This is a genomic window from Sphingobium abikonense NBRC 16140, assembly GCF_001598335.1.
GTDB classification, from domain to species: domain Bacteria; phylum Pseudomonadota; class Alphaproteobacteria; order Sphingomonadales; family Sphingomonadaceae; genus Sphingobium; species Sphingobium abikonense.
The window spans coordinates 351,596-369,129 of record NZ_BCYT01000001.1; the positions used below are offsets into that span (position 1 = coordinate 351,596).

The 17,534-nt window shown below is 63.5% G+C and carries 20 protein-coding genes; 16 read left to right on the forward strand and 4 right to left on the reverse strand.

The window, feature by feature from the left end:
- Positions 1-7 precede the first annotated feature (7 nt).
- The 5 genes from SAB01S_RS01590 to SAB01S_RS01610 are packed head-to-tail and all read left to right on the forward strand — an operon-like array spanning position 8 to position 3,033.
- Complete coding sequence (locus tag SAB01S_RS01590) at positions 8-466, forward strand: hypothetical protein (RefSeq protein ID WP_062731397.1); 459 nt, start codon at positions 8-10, stop codon at positions 464-466.
- Positions 463-852: a MaoC family dehydratase gene (locus SAB01S_RS01595; RefSeq protein ID WP_062731398.1), complete on the forward strand. Its 390-nt coding sequence runs from the start codon at positions 463-465 to the stop codon at positions 850-852. The genes SAB01S_RS01590 and SAB01S_RS01595 overlap by 4 nt, the downstream gene beginning before the upstream one ends.
- Before the next feature lie 20 nt (positions 853-872).
- Positions 873-1,427, forward strand: a complete 555-nt coding sequence (locus tag SAB01S_RS01600; protein WP_228227159.1) for a VOC family protein — start codon at positions 873-875, stop codon at positions 1,425-1,427.
- 14 nt (positions 1,428-1,441) lie between these two features.
- Positions 1,442-2,281, forward strand: a complete 840-nt coding sequence (locus SAB01S_RS01605; RefSeq protein ID WP_228227158.1) for an alpha/beta fold hydrolase — start codon at positions 1,442-1,444, stop codon at positions 2,279-2,281.
- On the forward strand, positions 2,278-3,033 hold the full coding sequence (locus tag SAB01S_RS01610) for an SDR family NAD(P)-dependent oxidoreductase (protein WP_062731400.1): 756 nt from the start codon (positions 2,278-2,280) through the stop codon (positions 3,031-3,033). Before SAB01S_RS01605 ends, SAB01S_RS01610 begins: the two co-directional genes overlap by 4 nt.
- A gap of 15 nt (positions 3,034-3,048) precedes the next feature.
- Here the strand turns inward: SAB01S_RS01610 and SAB01S_RS01615 are convergent, their stop codons facing one another.
- Both SAB01S_RS01615 and SAB01S_RS01620 read right to left on the reverse strand, forming a co-directional pair.
- A complete protein-coding gene (locus tag SAB01S_RS01615) occupies positions 3,049-4,107 on the reverse strand; it encodes an alpha/beta fold hydrolase (RefSeq protein WP_228227157.1) in 1,059 nt (352 codons plus the stop codon).
- Between the two features lie 85 nt (positions 4,108-4,192).
- A complete protein-coding gene (locus tag SAB01S_RS01620; protein WP_017180908.1) occupies positions 4,193-4,717 on the reverse strand; it encodes an ester cyclase in 525 nt (174 codons plus the stop codon).
- Between the two features lie 162 nt (positions 4,718-4,879).
- On the opposite strand from SAB01S_RS01620, the gene SAB01S_RS01625 reads away from it, so the two are divergent.
- The 5 genes from SAB01S_RS01625 to SAB01S_RS01645 all read left to right on the forward strand — a co-directional run bounded on the left by SAB01S_RS01625 (position 4,880) and on the right by SAB01S_RS01645 (position 10,038).
- Complete coding sequence (locus tag SAB01S_RS01625) at positions 4,880-5,335, forward strand: nuclear transport factor 2 family protein (protein ID WP_017180907.1); 456 nt, start codon at positions 4,880-4,882, stop codon at positions 5,333-5,335.
- A gap of 39 nt (positions 5,336-5,374) precedes the next feature.
- On the forward strand, positions 5,375-7,711 hold the full coding sequence (locus SAB01S_RS01630) for a membrane-bound PQQ-dependent dehydrogenase, glucose/quinate/shikimate family (protein ID WP_017180906.1): 2,337 nt from the start codon (positions 5,375-5,377) through the stop codon (positions 7,709-7,711).
- A gap of 141 nt (positions 7,712-7,852) precedes the next feature.
- Positions 7,853-8,296 carry a nuclear transport factor 2 family protein gene (locus SAB01S_RS01635; RefSeq protein WP_174302225.1) on the forward strand — a complete coding sequence of 148 codons (444 nt, stop codon included), beginning with the start codon at positions 7,853-7,855 and terminating at the stop codon, positions 8,294-8,296.
- The gene (locus SAB01S_RS01640) at positions 8,289-9,290 is read left to right on the forward strand and encodes an NADP-dependent oxidoreductase (protein WP_062731402.1); all 1,002 of its coding nucleotides are present in this window, start codon (positions 8,289-8,291) and stop codon (positions 9,288-9,290) included. The genes SAB01S_RS01635 and SAB01S_RS01640 overlap by 8 nt, the downstream gene beginning before the upstream one ends.
- 22 nt (positions 9,291-9,312) lie before the next feature.
- Entirely contained in the window at positions 9,313-10,038 is a 726-nt protein-coding gene (locus tag SAB01S_RS01645) for an SDR family oxidoreductase (protein ID WP_017180903.1), read from the forward strand.
- A 30-nt stretch (positions 10,039-10,068) separates the two neighbouring features.
- On the opposite strand, the gene SAB01S_RS01650 is transcribed toward SAB01S_RS01645, so the two are convergent.
- Together SAB01S_RS01650 and SAB01S_RS01655 are read right to left on the reverse strand one after the other, a co-directional pair.
- Positions 10,069-11,217 carry an NADH:flavin oxidoreductase gene (locus SAB01S_RS01650; protein WP_083951079.1) on the reverse strand — a complete coding sequence of 383 codons (1,149 nt, stop codon included), beginning with the start codon at positions 11,215-11,217 and terminating at the stop codon, positions 10,069-10,071.
- 113 nt (positions 11,218-11,330) lie between these two features.
- Positions 11,331-11,537: a ferredoxin gene (locus SAB01S_RS01655; protein ID WP_062731404.1), complete on the reverse strand. Its 207-nt coding sequence runs from the start codon at positions 11,535-11,537 to the stop codon at positions 11,331-11,333.
- 96 nt (positions 11,538-11,633) lie between these two features.
- Between SAB01S_RS01655 and SAB01S_RS01660 the strand changes: the two genes are divergently transcribed.
- Genes SAB01S_RS01660 through SAB01S_RS01685 form a run of 6 tightly spaced genes read left to right on the forward strand, consistent with a single transcriptional unit; the run spans position 11,634 to position 17,476 of the window.
- Complete coding sequence (locus SAB01S_RS01660; RefSeq protein ID WP_017180900.1) at positions 11,634-13,019, forward strand: aromatic ring-hydroxylating dioxygenase subunit alpha; 1,386 nt, start codon at positions 11,634-11,636, stop codon at positions 13,017-13,019.
- Between the two features lie 28 nt (positions 13,020-13,047).
- Positions 13,048-13,623 (forward strand): aromatic-ring-hydroxylating dioxygenase subunit beta, encoded by a 576-nt coding sequence (locus SAB01S_RS01665; protein WP_017180899.1) that lies wholly within the window; start codon positions 13,048-13,050, stop codon positions 13,621-13,623.
- A 14-nt stretch (positions 13,624-13,637) separates the two neighbouring features.
- Positions 13,638-14,807 (forward strand): NAD(P)/FAD-dependent oxidoreductase, encoded by a 1,170-nt coding sequence (locus tag SAB01S_RS01670; RefSeq protein ID WP_062731405.1) that lies wholly within the window; start codon positions 13,638-13,640, stop codon positions 14,805-14,807.
- Entirely contained in the window at positions 14,804-15,616 is an 813-nt protein-coding gene (locus tag SAB01S_RS01675; RefSeq protein ID WP_009823773.1) for an SDR family NAD(P)-dependent oxidoreductase, read from the forward strand. Before SAB01S_RS01670 ends, SAB01S_RS01675 begins: the two co-directional genes overlap by 4 nt.
- A complete protein-coding gene (locus SAB01S_RS01680; protein WP_009823774.1) occupies positions 15,613-16,245 on the forward strand; it encodes a TetR/AcrR family transcriptional regulator in 633 nt (210 codons plus the stop codon). The genes SAB01S_RS01675 and SAB01S_RS01680 overlap by 4 nt, the downstream gene beginning before the upstream one ends.
- Before the next feature lie 4 nt (positions 16,246-16,249).
- A complete protein-coding gene (locus SAB01S_RS01685) occupies positions 16,250-17,476 on the forward strand; it encodes an acyl-CoA dehydrogenase family protein (RefSeq protein ID WP_228227156.1) in 1,227 nt (408 codons plus the stop codon).
- Positions 17,477-17,534 lie beyond the last annotated feature (58 nt).

Below are 17,534 nucleotides of genomic sequence, written 5' to 3' on the forward strand. Positions count from 1 at the left end.
ACAGACCATGAGCGATCTTGACGATCTCCCCCCTGCTCCCGACGCCGCCGGCACATCGCTCGATGGCGACAAGGTCTTCACCATCACGGCGGAAGAGAATGCCGCCCTGTGCCGGTCGACCGGCGTCGAACCAGCCACCGACGGTAGCGCTCATCCCATCTACTATTATATCGCCACCCAGGTCGCCATGGGCAAGACGGTGGCAGGCGTCTGCGAAGCGTGTGAATTCGATGTCGAGGATGGCCCGATGATGGGCAGCAGCGGCGTACGGTTCGATGCGCCGCTGAAGGTGGGCGAAAGCTACAAGGTAACAGGGGAGATACTCAGCTTGGTCCGCAAACGCAGCCGCAAGCTGGGCGTCATGGACGTGCTGACCTATCGCCTCCGCCTGCACCTGCTTGATGGAACGCAGGTGCTGGAAACCGATAATGTGTGGGTATTGCCCCGCAAGGAGTTCGCCGCATGAGCCATGCCGTCGGAGACACGCTGCCGCCCTTCACGATCGAGAGCGTTAGCCCGCAAGCCATGAAGCAGTGGGCGGGGTTCCTCGCCGATCCCAATCCCATCCATCTCGATGTCGAGGTGGTGAAGGCCAAGGGTCTGGGTGACCGGGTCATCAACCAGGGTCCGATCAACGTCGCCTATATGATGAACATGCTGATGCGCGCCTTCCCGGGCGGGCGGATCAAATCGATGGATTCGCGCTTTCTGGACAATGTCTATGGCGGCGACCGAGCGGTGGTGACGGGCAGGATCGCGGCGATCGAAGGCGATACGGTGACCTGCGAATTCTCGCTGGATGTCGATGGCCGCGGCACGGTCAATTCGGGCACGGCGACGGTGGAAATTTAAAAGATCAGAGGAGAATATCAATGCCTAGCGGACCTTTTGCCCATGTGTGCATGGTCGTGCGCGATCTGGACAAGGCTATCGAGGATTGGACCAAGATCCTGCGCGTGCTCGATCCTGCGTCGCTGGAAGAGCGCCTCGTCAAATATGATGAATTTTCCAGCGGCGACGACGCCGGTATGAAGTGGGCGACCTTCGTCAACAATGGCGGCACGGAAATCCAGTTCATTCAACCGGCCCCTGGCACCCCCATGGGCGATCGCCTCGAGAAAGTGGGCGAGCATGTCCATCACCTCTGCTACGCGACCGACGACGTGCCGGGCGCGATGGAAAAGCTGAAGGCGGAAGGGCTGCACCTGCCCGGCGGCGGCCAGACCTTCAACGATCCGGACATGACCTGGCAGAAATGGAGCTGGGTCGGCCACAAGAGCACGCACGGCGCGCTGATCGAGGTCGCTTCGCCCTATGAGAGCCGTAACGACGGCAAGTGGCACCATGCACCCGGCAAATTCGCCTATAAGGGTCCCGGCGAGCATCCGTCATTCGCGGAAATCGTTCCGCCGGTCGCCGCTGAGTAATGCAGGCGCCCGGCATGACTGTTCCCACGCGGATAAGCGTGCCGGGTGACGGGCTGGAGATGGTTGCGGACGCCTATGGCGACCCTGCCGCGCCGCCCGTCTGCTTCTTCCATGGCGGCGGCCAGAGCCGCCGATCCTGGGCCGGGTCTGCCAGGCGGGTGGCGCAGGCGGGCTATTACGGGCTGACCTTCGATCTGCGCGGCCACGGCGACAGCGGATGGGCCGCCGACGGCGACTATCTGCTGGAAGCCTATGGTCGCGATGTCGAGTCCATCATCCAGGCCTTCGACAGGCCGATCGCGCTGGTGGGGGCCTCGCGCGGTGGCCAATCCGCGCTGGTCGGTGGGTCGCGCCGTGCCGATCTGGTGCGCCTTATCATGCTCGCCGACGTCGCGCCCTATATGGTCGACGACGGCGTGGATGACATTCGTGGCTTCTTTCGCGCCAGCGACTCCGGTTTTGCATCGCTGGAGGAAGCGGCCGACGTCCTCCACACCCATCTTGGCCAGCCCCGCCTGCCTGACGTGTCAGGTCTCGCCAAATCGATGCGCGAAGCGGATGGACGCCTGTTCTGGCACTGGGATCCCCGCACGACGGCGCCGGAATTTCTGCATCCCCCTTCGGAAGGGGAAGCGCTCATCATCGCAGCGCGCCGCGCGCAATCGCCCCTCGTCCTCGTGAAAGCTGAACTGAGCGAGATTGTCTCGGACGAAAGCGTCCGGCAATTTCGTTCGCTCACCCCGCAACTGGAGGTCGAGATCGCCCACGGCGTCGGCCATATGTTCACCGGCGACCGCAACGACGCCTTTGCCGATCGCCTGCTCCACCACCTCGCACTTCATCTGCCGCTATGACGAAAGGCGCGGCCTTCGTCGTCGGCGGAACCGGCGGCCTTGGCAGCGCGATCTGCAGACGCCTGTCGACCGAATGGGATCAACTCGCCATCGGCTATCGGTCCAGCCGTGAAAAGGCGTCGGCGGTCGCAGCGTCCCTGCCAAACGGTTCTTGCGAGACGCTGTCCGTCCCCTGCGACCTTTCCGATCGCGCTTCGATAGAGACCGGCATCCGCGATACGGTCGAGCAATTCGGCGCCATCGGCACGATGATCTTCGCCAGCGGGGTCGATATAGCCCAGCCCTTCGTCAGCCAGATCTGCGAGGAGCAATGGCGTGAAGTCATCGAGATCGAACTGGTCGGCTTCACCCGTATCGTGTCCGCCACCCTGCCATATTTCCGCGCCCAGGGCTTCGGCAATTTCGTCACCGTCGTTTCGGTCGCGAATTACTGCTTCCCCCCCGGCGACGCCCTGTCCTCCGTGCCCAAGGCCGGAATGGAGGCGTTGGGCCGCGCCATCGCCAAGGAGGAAGGCCGTTATGGCATCAGGGCGAACATGGTCGCTCCGGGAATCATCGACGCCGGGCTTGGCGCCGAGTTCCTCACGTCGCTTTATTCGCCGGAAATCTGGGAAACGCAGCGCAAACGCATTGCCCTGCAACGCTTCGGCAGCGGGGAGGATATTGCCGAGGCCGTGGCCTTCCTGGCTTCGGCCAAGGCGCAATATATGACCGGCCAGACCCTGATCGTCGATGGCGGCTTCAGCCTCTGAAATCGGCGGCTGCGCTCAACCCTGCCGCCGCTGCGCCGCGACGCCATCACCCCAATTGTGAATGCGCTCCCAGAAGCGGACGCGGGTCGGCGCGAAATTATGCATGTGCGCCATGCGGGGGCATATGAAGAGCTGGATGTCTTCCGCGCTCTTATAGGCCCGGGGTTCGCCCAAGGGATCGGGGACAACGTCGCGCTCGCCCATCGCGATCAGCACGGGGACGCGTACGACCGCTGCTTCGAGCGCCACCGCGCCCGGCGCGACCATATATACGCCGCAGGGCGGCGTGGTCGCCGAACGCCATTCGGGCAGCGGATCGACCAGCCCTGCCGACGCCATCATGTCGAGCGTGACGATGTCCGCAGGCTCGTCATCATGATGGAAGGACCATTGGAAAGGATGCTCGCCTGCCCTTGCCGCCGCCTGGAGCGCTTCGGCGTCGCCCAGCGTCACGCCCGGCGCCTGCGCCAGCGCCGCCGCATTCAGCACATGCGGCGCATCGAGCGACGAACGGCGCGAAATCCAGGGCCACGCGGCGGGCGGCTGTCCCGGCCGGGTCGGCACGACAGTATGGACGCCGCTATAGCCCAGCACGCCGATGCCGTGGAATGTCTGGTGATTGCCCTGCGCGACAACCGTGAAGCATCCGCCCATCGACTGGCCGATGCCAAGGCATGTGGCGTCGACGATCGGGTCCAGTCCATCGACGAGCGTGCCCGCTTCCAGCCGGGCCATGACCTGGCGCACCATCGCGTCATTGGCCGCCGCCACATTATCGAGATTGAGGGCATTGCCTTCCGGGATAGTGGACTCGCCAAATCCCAGATGATCGCAGGCGATGAAAATCCACCCGCGATCGCAATGGAAACCCGCCTCCCCGCCGCCCGATCCATCCGGCATGTCGAAGCTGTAATAGCGCCGGCAATAGCCACCGCCGGGGAAAGCGAAGCAGACGGTCGTGGGATTGGCCAGTGCCGTCATATCCGGAAGATGAACCGTGATCGCCACATGGGCGTTCATGCCCAGGGCTGCCGCCTCGCTGACATCGATCTTCAGTTCGACCGAGCGCTTCATGCCCTTGCGCATCCTTGCATGCCAAACACCGACGTCCTCCTTTGCCGAACCGGCGCGCCCTCGCCGCGCCGGTTCGGCCTGTCGATCACTTATAGGGGTCGACGGGCTGGGGAACGTCGATGACTTCCAGATCCTTCAGCATCGTCAGCACGTCGGAGATCGAATAGATGTGATCGATCTTGTCGCCCCGGAAACGCAGCCACGAGAACCACAGGACGTTGAGGTCGTTCCCGGTGGGCTGGACGCCCATATAGGGGCCGCCGGTATGCTTGCCATGATGATGGCACAGCACGCAGATCTCGTCCTCGCCGCGTCCCCACGCCTTCAGCGTGCGATAGATGCTGGGCGGGAAGGTCTTGTAGAGACCCTGCGGCGAGGTCTTCCACACATGATAGGTGCCAAGGTCGGGTCGGTTCGGGTTGTCGTAGGTCATCGTGTCGGTATTGAAAAATGCGTCCATTCCATCCCAATCGCCGCGATTGATGACCTCATGCAGGTCCATCCAGTGATTGACCATGAACGCCTGCCGCTCGGTCAGCCCGGCTGTGATGTCTGCCCGCTTCTCCTTGGACAGGACGAAATCGGCTTCCGTGAAGGGGGCGAGGCCCATAATAGTCTCCTTGATCAAAAAACGGTCCGCGGGATCGATCCCGAGGGCTGTGGTTTCTTCCCCTTAGCCACCGCACTCGGCACCTACCTAATGGAAGGCGGCGAACCTCCTCCCCTGTGCAAGCAGCGATTCTATAGAATGACGTGAGACGGAGGAGAGGCCATGACACTGACCCTGCAGGAGATGTCGGACCGGTTCGAAATTCAGGACCTGATCGTAGGCTATTGCTATGCGGTGGATACGCGCGACTGGGACACGCTGGACCGCTATTTTACCGATGACGCGGTGATCGACTATTCCGAAATGGTGGGCGTCGTCGGAAGCCTTGCGGACATCAAGGCATTTCTCTCGGCAAGTCTGACGCCAATTCTCGCCTTTCAACATGCTGTGTCCACCACCCAATATCAAATCGCGGGCGACCGGGCGCAGACCAAAACCGCCTGCTACAATCCGATGACGGTCAGCAATGGCGAAACGACCGATACTTTGGTCTTCGGCCTTTGGTATCATCACGACTTCGTCCGCACCGCGCAGGGCTGGAAGATCAGCCGCCTCTACGAACAGAAATGCTATCGGATGAATGTGCCGGACTGGCTGGCGGCCCAATTGCCCGCCTGAATTCCTGCCACGCCTTTCCGGATTTCGAGGGGGAGCTCGATGCGCCGCTTTCTGAACATGCTGTTCGTTCTGCTTCTGCTACTCGCAGGTCTGTCGCTGCTCTGGCTGGGCGGCCAGCTCGCGCTGCTCGGCGGGTCGATCTGGTATTGCGTGTCCGGCCTCGTCATGACGGTCACCGCGTTTCTCGGCTGGCGCCGTTCGCCGCTCTCGATCACCCTCTATTGGGCCTTTCTCGTCGCCAATCTGGGTTGGTCGCTCTGGGAAGTCGGACTGGACGGCTGGGCGCTGGCGCCTCGCTTGGCCATGCCCGTCGCCATGGGCCTGTACATGCTCACGCCCTTTTATCGGCAGCATGTCGGTCTTGGCCGCCCCCTGCCCGGCGGCCGCGTCCTGTGGCCGGCTCTTCTCCTGCTCTTCATGGGTGGGATCGGCAGCGCTTTCTGGGCGGATCGTTCGTCCCCAGCTGCCAGCGCGCGCTGGGGAGCGGGACCGGCAAGCCCGGCCGACGGCGACTGGGTCGCCTATGGCAACGACCGGGGCGGGTCGCGCTACTCGCCATTGGCCCAGATCACGCCCGCGAATGTCGGCAATCTCGAAAGGGCATGGACCTACCACACCGGCAAGCTGACAGACGGCAAGCAGGGCACTGCCTTTCAGGTCAACCCCCTGAAGGTGGGCAACCGCCTTTTCCTGTGCGCGGGCAATAATGATGTGATCGCGCTCGATCCCGAAACGGGCCGGCAATTATGGCGGCACCAACCCAAGACCGATCTCGCCGGCGTCTATGGTCTCGTCTGCCGCGGCGTCACCTATTACCGCGTCCCGCAAGCCCATGGCTATTGCGCTGAACGCATCTACACCGCGACGCTCGACGCGCGGCTGATCGCGCTCGACGCCGCCTCCGGCGGGCTATGCCCCAGCTTCGGTAAGAGCGGCCAGGTCGATCTGAAAGCGGGACTGGGCACGGTCGACAAGGGCTATTATTTCGTGACCTCGCCCCCCACCCTCGTTCGCGGCCGCCTGGTTCTGGGCGGCTGGGTGATGGACGGTCAGAAAATCAGGGAGCCTTCCGGCGTGATCCGGGCGTTCGATGCCGTCACGGGTAAATTTTCCTGGGCCTTCGACATCGGTCGGCCCGACGATCACGGCCTGCCGCCGCCCGGCGGCGTCTTTACGCCGGGCACCCCCAATAGCTGGGCGCCGATGAGTTCGGACGACAGGCTGGGCCTCGTCTATGTGCCGACAGGAAACGCTACGCCGGATTATTTCGGCGGACATCGGACCGCGAACGACGATCGCTATTCCAGCGCCGTGCTGGCGCTCGATGCGGAGAACGGGTCGGTGCGCTGGTCCTTCCAGACGACCCATCATGACCTGTGGGACTATGACGTGCCCGCCCAGCCCACGCTGGTCGACCTGCCCGGCGGCGTGCGCGGCCTGCTCCAGCCGACCAAGCGTGGAGAAATTTTCTTCCTCGACCGGGCGACTGGCAAGCCCATTCTGCCGGTGGAGGAACGCCCCGTCCCGCAGGGCGCCGTTCCGGGCGAACGCCTTTCCAAAACCCAGCCCTATTCGGTTGGCATGCCCAGTTTCGGCGGTCCGCGCCCTACGGAAAAGGGAATGTGGGGCCTGACGCCGATCGACCAGGCGATGTGCCGCATCCGCTTCCGCCAGGCCCGTTTCGACGGGGACATGACCCCGCTGTCGACCGAACATCCAACCCTCACCTGGCCCGGCTATCTGGGCGGCATCGACTGGGGAGGCGTATCGGTCGATCCCGGGCGCGGCCTGATGATCGTCAACAACAATCAGGTCGGCAATTATAACCGCCTGATCCCTCGCGCCGTTGCGGACCGGCAGGGCATCAGGCCGATGACCGCCGCCCATATGAGCGATGTCGGCGGCCCCGTCGCCCAGATGGGCGTCGCCTATGCCGCCCATATCGCGCCGTTCCTCTCGCCGCTCGCCATTCCGTGCCAGCAGCCCCCCTATGGCCGCATCAACGCGGTCGACCTGAAAACAGGGAAGCTGGTGTGGAGCCGACTGTTCGGCACCTCCCGCGACAGTGGCCCGCTGGCCCTGCCGACCTTCGTGCCCATCCCCATGGGCGTGCCCAATATCGGCGGATCGGTCGCGACCGCGAGCGGCCTCACCTTCATCGGCGCGACCCAGGAGCATATGTTCCGCGCCTATGAAACCACCACCGGGCGGCTGCTGTGGAAGGCGCGCTTGCCGGCGGGTGGCAACGCCTCCCCCACCACCTACTGGTCAAATGCCAGCGGGCGACAGTTCGTGGTCATCGCAGCGGGCGGACACGGCGCCATGCTGTCAGGTGCGAGCGACGCGTTGATCGCCTATGCCCTGCCTAAGCCATAGCGGGGAGCGAGAAACGGGCGCCCCGGCACCAGCTAAGCAAACGCGACGAGTCGCGGGTAGATGCCGCCCAATCCTATCCTTTGGCGGGCAAGATTGGCCAAGGGGGCTTTATGTTTCTTCGAGAACCAAGGGGAGAAAAACATGTCTGCACATGGCAGTCTGGTGAGACGCTTGCCTGTCGGCGCCGACGATGAACGCGCGATCAAACATGTGCTGCTGCGTTACGCCACCGGCATCGACACGCGGGACTGGCCGCTTTTCCGGACCTGCTTCGCCCAGGATTGCGAGACCGATTACGGCAGCTTCGGACATTGGCGCGGGCCGCGCGAAATCGCCGAATATATGGCCGAAGCGCACCGCCACATGGGGCCGACGCTGCACCGCATCACCAATATCGTGATAGAGAAGCGCGACGACCAGGTGCACGCGCGCAGCTATGTCGACGCAATCCTGCCGGAGGCGGCCCAAGGCGGCGTCACCCATCGCGCGGCCGGCTATTATGACGATTGCCTGGTCCGCACATCGGACGGCTGGAAGATTTCCCGTCGGAAATTCACCATGGTCAAGGCAGGGCTGGATGACTGAACTCAACCGTCAGGTTCTGCTGACGTCGCGTCCGGCGGGAATCGCGCAGGCCGAAAATTTCGCGATCGGGCATGCGCCGATCCAACCGCCCGCGCCGGGCCAGATCCTGGTGCGCAATCATTATCTCTCGATCGAACCCGCCATGCGCGGCTGGATCGCCGATGCAGGCAATTACGCCGCGCCCGTCGCCATCGGGTCGGTCATGCGCAGCCTCGCCTCGGGCGAGGTCGTGGCCTCCGCACATCCCGACTATACTGTCGGTGAGCATGTATCCGGCTGGTTCGGCTGGCAGGACTATGCCTGCGTCGCAGCCGATCAGGTCGTGCAGCGCACCACCGCGGCCGAGATGCGGGCATCGCTCGGCATTCTGGGCATCAACGGCATGACGGCCTATCTCGCGCTCACACTCGTCGGCCAGCCCCGCGCGGGCGAGACCATCGCGGTATCGACGGCGGCCGGCGCCGTCGGTTCGGCCGTCGGCCAGATCGCCCGCATCCTGGGTTGCCGCACGATCGGAATCGCGGGCGGGCCGACCAAGGTGCGGCGCTGCGTGGAGGAATATGGCTATGACCACGCCGTCGATTATCATGCCGGGAATGTGGAGGCAGCGATCGCCGAGCACGCGCCGGAGGGCATCGACATCTATTTCGACAATGTCGCAGGGGCGATCAGCGATTCGGTTCTGCCGCATCTGGCCCAACGCGCGCGCGTCATAGTGTGCGGAACGGCATCGATCGACCGCTGGGATCCATGGCCGATGGGGCCGCGCGTCGAACGGCATCTGCTGGTCAAGCGCGCCCGCATGGAGGGCTTCGTCATCTTCGACCATCTCGATCGTTATGCCGAAGCGACGGCCCAATTGCGGACATGGATCTCGCAGGGCCGCCTCACATGGCGCGAGGACATATTGGAGGGGATCGAGGCCTGCCCGGCCGCGCTGGCCGGTCTTTATCGCGGCGAAAACGACGGCAAGCGGCTCGTCCGTCTCGTCTGATCTGGGAAAAGGACACCACGTCATGGAGAATCTGGAAGGGCAAATCGCCATCGTCACCGGCGCATCGTCGGGCATCGGCGCGGCCAGCGCCCGTGCGCTTGCTGAAGCGGGCGCAACCCTGGTGCTGGTCGCACGCCGCGCCGATCGCCTCACCGCACTGGCCGATGAACTGGGCCGTGGCAGCACGGCGTACGCAGCCGATATGGCGGATCCGGACGCGCCGCAAAGGCTGCACGATTTCGTCTTGGGTCGATTCAGCCGGGCCGACATATTGGTCAACAATGCCGGTATGCTGCATGCCGCGCCGATCGACGCATTCGACCTCGACCAGCTCCGCCCCATGATCGCGATCAACTATGAGGCAGTGGTGCGCGCCAGCACCCTTTTCGCGCGGACAATGAAGGCGGCCGGCAAAGGCCAGATCATCAACATATCCAGCATCGGGGCGAACATCACCGCACCCGGCGTGGGCGTCTATGGCGGCCTCAAGCGCGCGCTGGAGGCCTTTACCGACTGTCTTCGGGTCGAGCTTGCCGGATCGGGCGTCAAGGTAGGGATCGTCGCGCCGGGCACGACCAGCACCGAGATTTTCGAGGATATGAAGGCCAGGGGGCAGCCGTCCTGGGACAGCTTCATCCCGCCGATGCAACCCCGCGACATTGCCGAAGCCGTCGCCGTCATTGCGCAACAGTCCGAACGCACCAACATCGCGCGCATTCAGGTCTATGCCGCAGCGGACAGCCATTGACGCCCCGGCCCGTGCCGGAGCGTCCTGCCATCAGTCAAGCGTGGCGTAGGCGTCCAGCCGGAACGGATTGACCGCGCCGCCATCGCGCATTTTCGCCACCCATTGCGCGTCCATCAGGAGGGCGCGGCCGACCGCAATCAGGTCGAATTCGCCGCGCGCCATCCTGTCGGCCACCAGCGCCAGATTGTCGGTCATGACGGTCGGCTGCGCGAAGGAGGATTGCAGATCCTTGCTGAGGCCCACGCCGCCGACCGCGATGGTCGGCTTGCCAGTCAGCTTCCTGATCCAACCCGCCAGCCCCATGTCGGAACCCTCGAAGGCCGGCGCCGTGAAAATGCGGGTGCTGGCGTCGAATATATCCACCCCCGCCTCGACGAGCGGGGCGAGCATCGCTTCCAGTTCCGCAGGCGTCTCAGCATTTCGGGCGTCATAATCCTGGAGCTTCCACTGGGAAAAGCGGAAGATGACCGGAAAGTCCGGGGCGGTCACGGCCCGGATCGCCCGCACCAGTTCGACCGCAAAGCGCGCGCGCTCAGCGATCCCGCCGCCCCAGCGGTCTTCCCGCACATTGGTATGGCGCCACAGGAAACTGTCGATCAGATAGCCATGCGCGCCATGCAGGGCCACGCCGTCGAAACCCACCGCCTTCGCGTTGGCCGCACTGCGGGCGAAGGCGGCGATCAGGTCGCCGATCTCGCTGTCGGTCAGCGGGGCGGTGGGCACGCGCACCTGTTCCAGATAGTCGGGAGAGACCATCGCCTTGTCGGTCGGCCCCCAAATACCCGAGGGGCGCGCCGAGGGCGCGTCGGGATGATAGCCTGTGCCCGGCACGCGTATGACGCCCTGATGCCACAACTGAGGGATGATGAGGCCGCCCGCCGCATGCACGCCGTCCACGATGGTGCGCCAGCGCGCGAGCGCTTCGTCGCCATGCAGGACGGGCGAAGCGCCACCCCCCATGGTTTCACGTCCCACGGCGGCGGGATGATCCACGCCCACCCCTTCGGTAATGATCAGGCCTACATCGGCTTCGGCCCGTCGTCGATAATAGCCCGCCACGCCGTCCGAGGGGATGCCGCCCGGCGAGAAATTGCGCGTCATCGGCGCCATCACGAACCGGTTGCGCAGGTGCAGCGAGCCCATCGTGAACGGTGTGTATAAAATCTCGGCCTGCCCCATCAAAGCGATCCTCTCCTCTGCCTGTCAAAAGACCGTGCATCCGCGGATGGGCCCCGAAAACCTATCCTCTGACAGGACATCCGCGCCCAATACCCGAGCATGCTCGGGTCGACTCAGGCGGCTTTGACGGCAAGGGCGGACTGCGGACAGGCCTGCGCGCCTTCCCGGGCCTGCTCCTCTAGTCCTTCAGGAACGATTTCGTCGTCGACATACACGATGCCATTGGCGTCAAGCTTGTACACTTGGGGGCAAATTTCGGCGCAAACGCCATAACCGCAGCATGCCGCCTTATCGATTACCACTTTCAGTTTCTGGCTCATCCTGCCTCTCCTTCTTGGCCTAACATTACACCTTGAACAGATTTAGTTCAATATGTATAACACGACTCAATCAAGGAAATCCTCCAGGAGAGCAACATGCTGCACAATGCCGGGCTGACGCTGAGCGACGGAACAACGCTTGACGATCTCATCAACCGCGACATGAACGAGGTGTCGCTAAGGGTGATGAATGACAAGGAGCTGTACGAGCTGGAGATGGAGCGGGTTTTCGCCCGCACCTGGCTGCTCCTTGGCCATGAGTCGGAAATTCCCAAGGCCGGCGACTATGTCATGCGCGACATGGCCGAAGACAATGTGATCGTCTCGCGCGACCGCAGTGGCGAAATCCACGTCATGCTGAACGTCTGCCCCCATCGCGGCATGAAGGTCTGCACGGCCGAAGCGGGCAATGCCCACGCCCATCGCTGCATTTACCATGGCTGGGCCTTCCGCGCGGACGGCAGCTTCATCGGCGCGCCGATCGAAAAGGAGCAGATGCACGGCAACAAGCGGTCCAAGGACGAACTGGGACTGAAGAAGGCCCGCGTCCATCTCTATGGCGGCCTGATCTTCGCCACCTGGAACAAGGATCTGTCGTTCGAGGATTATCTGGGCGACGCCAAATTCTACCTTGATCAGCTTTTCTGCCGTACGGACAACGGCCTTGAGATGCTTGGCCCGCCGCAGCGTTTCGTGCTGCCGTGCAACTGGAAGATTCCCGGCGAACAGTCCGGATCGGACGGCTTCCATACCCTGACCCTGCATCGTTCGCTGATGGAAGGCGGCATCATGGGCGGCACGGCCGAGTCGATCTATGACACCGCGCCGGGCATGTATGGCGTCGACCTTTCGGTGCCGCAGGGCCATACGCTGCGTTGCCTGGAGGCGGCCCAGACCTTCAAGATGTTCGCCGACGTCAGCTTCGAAGGCAAGTCGACCGAGGAGCGGCTCCACCTGCTGCCGCCGCCGGGCATCACCAAGGAATTGATCCCGCAGCTGTTCAAGAATCTGTCGGAGGATCAGGTCAAGCAGTTGGCCAACATCCCACCCCAGGTGGGCGGCATGTTCCCGAACATTCTGATCGCCTTCATCTTCGCCCCCCGCACGGATGGCGGCGCGTCGGGCGCCCTGTCGCTGCACACCTATGTGCCCAAGGGGCCGGACAAGGTGGAGTTCGTGAATTTCATCTTCGCGGAAAAGGACGCACCGGAAGACGTGAAGCGCGACATGCTCCAGAACGCCATCTGGTCGACCGGCACATCGGGCACGATCGAGCAGGACGATGCCGACACCTGGCCGCAGATCATGCGCAACTCGCGTGGTCATATGAGCAAGACCGTCACGCTCAAATATCAGGCGTTGCACGGCCATGAGCGTCCCGAAGGCTGGGTCGGCGGCGGCGATCTCTATCCCGGCTTCACCAAGGACGACACGCAGTGGGCCTGGTGGATGGCCTATTATAATCTGATGGCCGAAGCGTGAGCCGTCGCGACGAGAGAGGACAGATATCATGGTGAACTACGCGACCGCCGCCATCGACAAGACCAGCGTGCTGCGCGGTCTTGTCTCCACCAAGCGGGTGCCGCTCGGGTCGGAAGTCTATAACCGCCTGCTCGAAACCCTCTATGACGAAGCCGCCGCGCTCGACGAACGCCGGTTCGACGACTGGGTGGCGTATCTCGAGCAGGATCTGAGCTATACCGCGCCCCTTCGCCTCACCCGCAACGGCCCGAACAAGGACCGCGACGTGGTGCGCACGATGAAGCATTTCGACGAGAATTACGGCTCCATCCTGATGCGGACCGGTCGCCTGGCGAAGAGCGCCTGGGCCGAAGATCCACCATCGCGCACGCGCCGCTTCGTCACCAATGTCCGCGTCGCCGAGAGCGAAACGGCTGGCGAGTACGAGGTGGTGAGCTACCTCTATGTCGAGCGCAGCCGCCTGGACAATCCGGATAACGAGACGATCAGCGCCGAACGCCGCGACATCTGGCGGCTGGTCGACGGTGCTTACAAGCTGGCCAGCCGTGAAATCATCGTCGACCAGTCGACGCTGGGCATGTCCAACTTCGCCATCTTCCTTTGACCGGAGCGGCTTAGGTGACGGGAACCCCGCATATCGTGGTCGTCGGCAGCGGCCTTGCCGGTTATGGCGTTCTGCGTGAGCTTCGTAAGCTCGCGCCGGACGCCCGGCTGACGCTGGTCACGCAGGATGACGGGCATTTCTACTCCAAGCCCGCTTTGTCGACCGCATTCGCCAAGGGCAAGGTCGCCGATACGCTGATCACCACGCCGGCGGAAAAGATGGTCGCGCAGTTGAAGCTCGACCTTCGGGCCGGCCGTATCGTTGAAGCGATCGACCGGCAGGACAAGGCCGTCCTGACGACCGGCGGGCCGATCTTCTACGATCGGCTGGTGCTGGCGCTGGGCGCCGATCCGGTTCGCCCGCCGATCGACGGGGACGCCGCGCACCGCGCGCTTGCGGTCAACAATCTCGACAATTATCGCGAATTTCGCGAAAGATTGCCGGACGGCGCGCGCGTGCTGGTGATGGGCGGTGGCCTCGTCGGCATCGAATTTGCCAACGACCTTTCCGCGAGCGGCTATCAGCCGGTGGTCGTCGACATGCTCGGCCATCCTCTCGCCCAACTCGTGCCGCCGGGGGTGGGCCAGATGATCCGCGACGCCCTGTCCGAAAAGGGCGTTGAATGGCATCTGGGCCGCAAGGTTCTGGCCATCCACAAGGGCGGAAAGGGGATCAGAGCCGAACTGGACGACGGCCTGGTGATTGAGGCTGCGGCTGTTCTGTCCGCCGTCGGGTTGCGCCCGCATATCGCGCTTGCGCAGGAGGCCGGGCTGGAGGTCGCGCGCGGCATCAAGGTCGATCAGACCGGCCGCACCAGCGATCCCGCCATCTATGCCATCGGCGATTGCGCCGAATATCCGCAGGGACTGGCGGCCTATGTCACCCCGATCATGGCGGCGGCCCGCGCCATCGCGCCCAGTGCGTTGGGCACGCCGACGGACATCCGCTTCCCGCCGCTGTCGGTCCAGGTCAAGACCACCGCCTATCCTGTCGTCCTGCTGCCCGCTCCTGTCGGCGTGGACGGGCAATGGCAGGAAGTCGCCAATGACGAACGCGGGCTGAAATATCATTATAAAGACGCGGACGGAACGATCCGCGGCTATGTTTTCACGAAAGACTATTGCCAGGACCGCATGGACATGGACCGTGCCCTGAGCGAGCAGATGACAGGAGTGGCAGCGTGACGGGATTGGTGAAGGACAAGGTCGCAATCGTCACGGGCGGCGCGAAGGGGCTGGGTTACGGGATTTCCCGCTGCCTTGCACAGGCGGGCGCGCATCTCCTGATCACCGGCCGGGATGGCGCCGCCGCTGAAACGGTCGCCGCGGACATCACGCAAAGCTTCGGCGTCCGCTCCGTCGGCATGTCCGCCGACATGGGCGTCAAGACCGAAGTAGAGGCGATGATCGAGCGCGCCGTCAGCGAATTTGGCGGGCTGGACATATTGGTCAACAACGCGTCGCAGCTTTCGCCCAACGTCCTCCTCGAACAGAAGACGGACGAGATGCTCCAGCGGACGCTGGAGATCGGTACCTGGGGCAGCTGGTGGGCCATGCGCGCCGCCTTCCCGCATATGAAAGCGCGCGGCGGCGGTTCAATCATCAACTTCTATTCGATCGACGCTCAGACCGGCGCCTGGCTCCACGCCGACTATAATATGAACAAGGGTGCGATCCTGGGGCTTACCCGGACCGCCGCGGTCGAATGGGGACGCTTCAACATCCGCACCAACGCCATCGCGCCGACCGGCATGGGGCAGGTGTTTGCAGACCTCGCGGAAAACGTCCCCGGCTTTCTTGAGATGGCGACAGCCAGCAACCCGCTCAAACGCGCGGGCGATCCCGAAAAGGACATCGGCCCGGTCGTCCTGTTCCTGGCGTCCGAGATGTCGCGCTTCGTCAATGGCGAGCTGATCAATGTGGATGGCGGTCAGCATCTACCGGGCTATGTCAGCGTTCCGCACAACCTCGCCGAGATGGAAGCCCAGACATGAAATTGATGCCGCACACCGACTGGAGTGAAATCGTCGCGACGGATCAGTCCGGCAGCGTCCAGAAGATCATGGACGGCACGTTGCGCGCGATCAACTCCATCGGCGCGCGGCGCCTGTCGATGAGCGACATCAGCGAAAGCAGCGGCGTTTCGCGCGGCACGCTCTACCGTTATTTCGCGTCCAAGGAAGAAGTGCTGGCGGCCTTTAGCGAATATGTTTGCAGCAGCTTTGAAAAAGGCATTGTGGAATCGGGCGAAGGCATCGCCGAACCGATCGAGCGCTTTCGCGCGGTGATGCGCTTTTACGGCCGCTTTACGATCGAGCGTTCGCCCGAAGGCATTTTCGAGGTCGAACCTGCCTTCCATCTCAATTTCCTGCGCAGTCATTTCGGCCGCCACAAGGCCGCCGTCCAGCGTGCGCTAGCGCCCGTCTTCGACCATTTCGACAGCCTGATCGGCCAGCGGATCAACCGGGACGCCTTCTGCGACACCATGGTCCGCCTGCAACTGAGCACGCTCATCATTCCCGCCACCCCGGATTGGCTGGCCATCTGGAACAGCGCCCCCGATCGATTGTGCGACTGGGCATTGCAGATCGCCGGACACCATAGCGAACATGAGAAAGGATGAACTGATGGCTACTGCCCCCAAGGTGGATAATGAGATCCAGTGCGGTTTTGCCGAAAAGGCTGTCGCTGACGCGATGGTGGAAAAGGCGCGCAGCTTGCGCGCTTTCCTGCAGGGCGAAGCGCCCGAGGGCGAAAAGCGGCGCAGCCCCACGCCCACTGTCGACAAAATGCTGAAGGAAGAAGGCTTCCTGCGCATGCTGCTGCCGCAACGGCTGGGCGGCATGGGCCTTTCCCCGACAGATTTCTGCCGGGTGCAGATGGAAATCGCCAAGGGCGATCCGGCGATCAGCTGGGTGATCCAGATCATCAACGGCACAAGCTGGATCACCAGCCTTGCGCCCGACGGCGTGCAGGACGCTGTGTTCGGCGACGGTCCCCAGCCGGTCTGTGGCGCCTACAACCCGCCCGGCAAGGCCCGCAAGGTTGACGGCGGCTGGATCATCAACGGCTCATGGCCTTATATGTCCGGGTCGCGGCAGTCGAACTGGGCGCAACAGGGCGTCGTGCTGGAGGGGTATGACGGCCCGGTCGTTCCGGGCATCAGCATGTGCTATCTGCCGATGGACAGCATGACCATCCAGGACACATGGTTCGTTTCCGGCATGCAGGGCACCGGCTCCGACACGGCGGTCGCCAAGGATGTATTCATTCCCGAAGCCCAGATGGTGCTGATGGATGAACGCGCCGGCCAGATCGACCGGACCAAGCGCCATTTCGGCGCGCCCTCCGATCTGCTGCCCGCCGTCCCGGTCGTCCGCACCACGGGCATTGCTCAGTTGATCGGCGCGGTCGAGGCCATGTTGGAGATCGTCACCGCCGAGGCTCCCAAAAAGCCGGTGCTGACGACGATTATCGGCCCGCGCACCAAGTCAGGCGCCTATATGCGCGATCTGGGCGAGGCGGCGGCGATGATCGACACCGCAAAGCTGATCCTGTTCGACCTGACTGCCAAGCTGGATCGCGTCGGTCTGGGCGAAGAATTCACCCTGGCGGAAAAGGCGAAGCAGCGCGCAGGCGGCGCGCAGATGATCGAACTGGTTCATGGCGCCAGCGAGTCGCTGATGTTCCAGGCCGGTTCTTCGGGCTTCGCACTGGACAAGCCGATCAACCGCTACTGGCGGGACATTTCGATGGCGCTGCGGCACATCCAGAATATCCCGACCATCGGCTATGAAATCTATGGCCGGAACCTGACCGGCGCCGATCCGATCTCTCCGCCGGGCGCCTATTGAGGTCGAAAAAAGGGTCGCCCCTTTCCCAGTGGGCGACCCTCTCTTTTCCGCGGCTAGG

Bases quoted from the DNA above. Each gene is read 5' to 3' on its own strand.
- SAB01S_RS01595 (WP_062731398.1), top strand. From the start codon at position 463: ATGAGCCATGCCGTCGGAGACACGCTGCCGCCCTTCACGATCGAGAGC.
- SAB01S_RS01650 (WP_083951079.1), bottom strand. From the start codon at position 11,217: ATGGGGCAGGCCGAGATTTTATACACACCGTTCACGATGGGCTCGCTG.
- SAB01S_RS01680 (WP_009823774.1), top strand. From the start codon at position 15,613: ATGAAATTGATGCCGCACACCGACTGGAGTGAAATCGTCGCGACGGAT.
- SAB01S_RS01605 (WP_228227158.1), top strand. From the start codon at position 1,442: ATGACTGTTCCCACGCGGATAAGCGTGCCGGGTGACGGGCTGGAGATG.
- SAB01S_RS01660 (WP_017180900.1), top strand. From the start codon at position 11,634: ATGCTGCACAATGCCGGGCTGACGCTGAGCGACGGAACAACGCTTGAC.
- SAB01S_RS01655 (WP_062731404.1), bottom strand. From the start codon at position 11,537: ATGAGCCAGAAACTGAAAGTGGTAATCGATAAGGCGGCATGCTGCGGT.
- SAB01S_RS01665 (WP_017180899.1), top strand. From the start codon at position 13,048: ATGGTGAACTACGCGACCGCCGCCATCGACAAGACCAGCGTGCTGCGC.
- SAB01S_RS01640 (WP_062731402.1), top strand. From the start codon at position 8,289: ATGACTGAACTCAACCGTCAGGTTCTGCTGACGTCGCGTCCGGCGGGA.
- SAB01S_RS01610 (WP_062731400.1), top strand. From the start codon at position 2,278: ATGACGAAAGGCGCGGCCTTCGTCGTCGGCGGAACCGGCGGCCTTGGC.
- SAB01S_RS01590 (WP_062731397.1), top strand. From the start codon at position 8: ATGAGCGATCTTGACGATCTCCCCCCTGCTCCCGACGCCGCCGGCACA.
- SAB01S_RS01685 (WP_228227156.1), top strand. From the start codon at position 16,250: ATGGCTACTGCCCCCAAGGTGGATAATGAGATCCAGTGCGGTTTTGCC.
- SAB01S_RS01620 (WP_017180908.1), bottom strand. From the start codon at position 4,717: ATGGGCCTCGCCCCCTTCACGGAAGCCGATTTCGTCCTGTCCAAGGAG.
- SAB01S_RS01625 (WP_017180907.1), top strand. From the start codon at position 4,880: ATGACACTGACCCTGCAGGAGATGTCGGACCGGTTCGAAATTCAGGAC.
- SAB01S_RS01645 (WP_017180903.1), top strand. From the start codon at position 9,313: ATGGAGAATCTGGAAGGGCAAATCGCCATCGTCACCGGCGCATCGTCG.
- SAB01S_RS01630 (WP_017180906.1), top strand. From the start codon at position 5,375: ATGCGCCGCTTTCTGAACATGCTGTTCGTTCTGCTTCTGCTACTCGCA.
- SAB01S_RS01600 (WP_228227159.1), top strand. From the start codon at position 873: ATGCCTAGCGGACCTTTTGCCCATGTGTGCATGGTCGTGCGCGATCTG.
- SAB01S_RS01615 (WP_228227157.1), bottom strand. From the start codon at position 4,107: ATGAAGCGCTCGGTCGAACTGAAGATCGATGTCAGCGAGGCGGCAGCC.
- SAB01S_RS01635 (WP_174302225.1), top strand. From the start codon at position 7,853: ATGTCTGCACATGGCAGTCTGGTGAGACGCTTGCCTGTCGGCGCCGAC.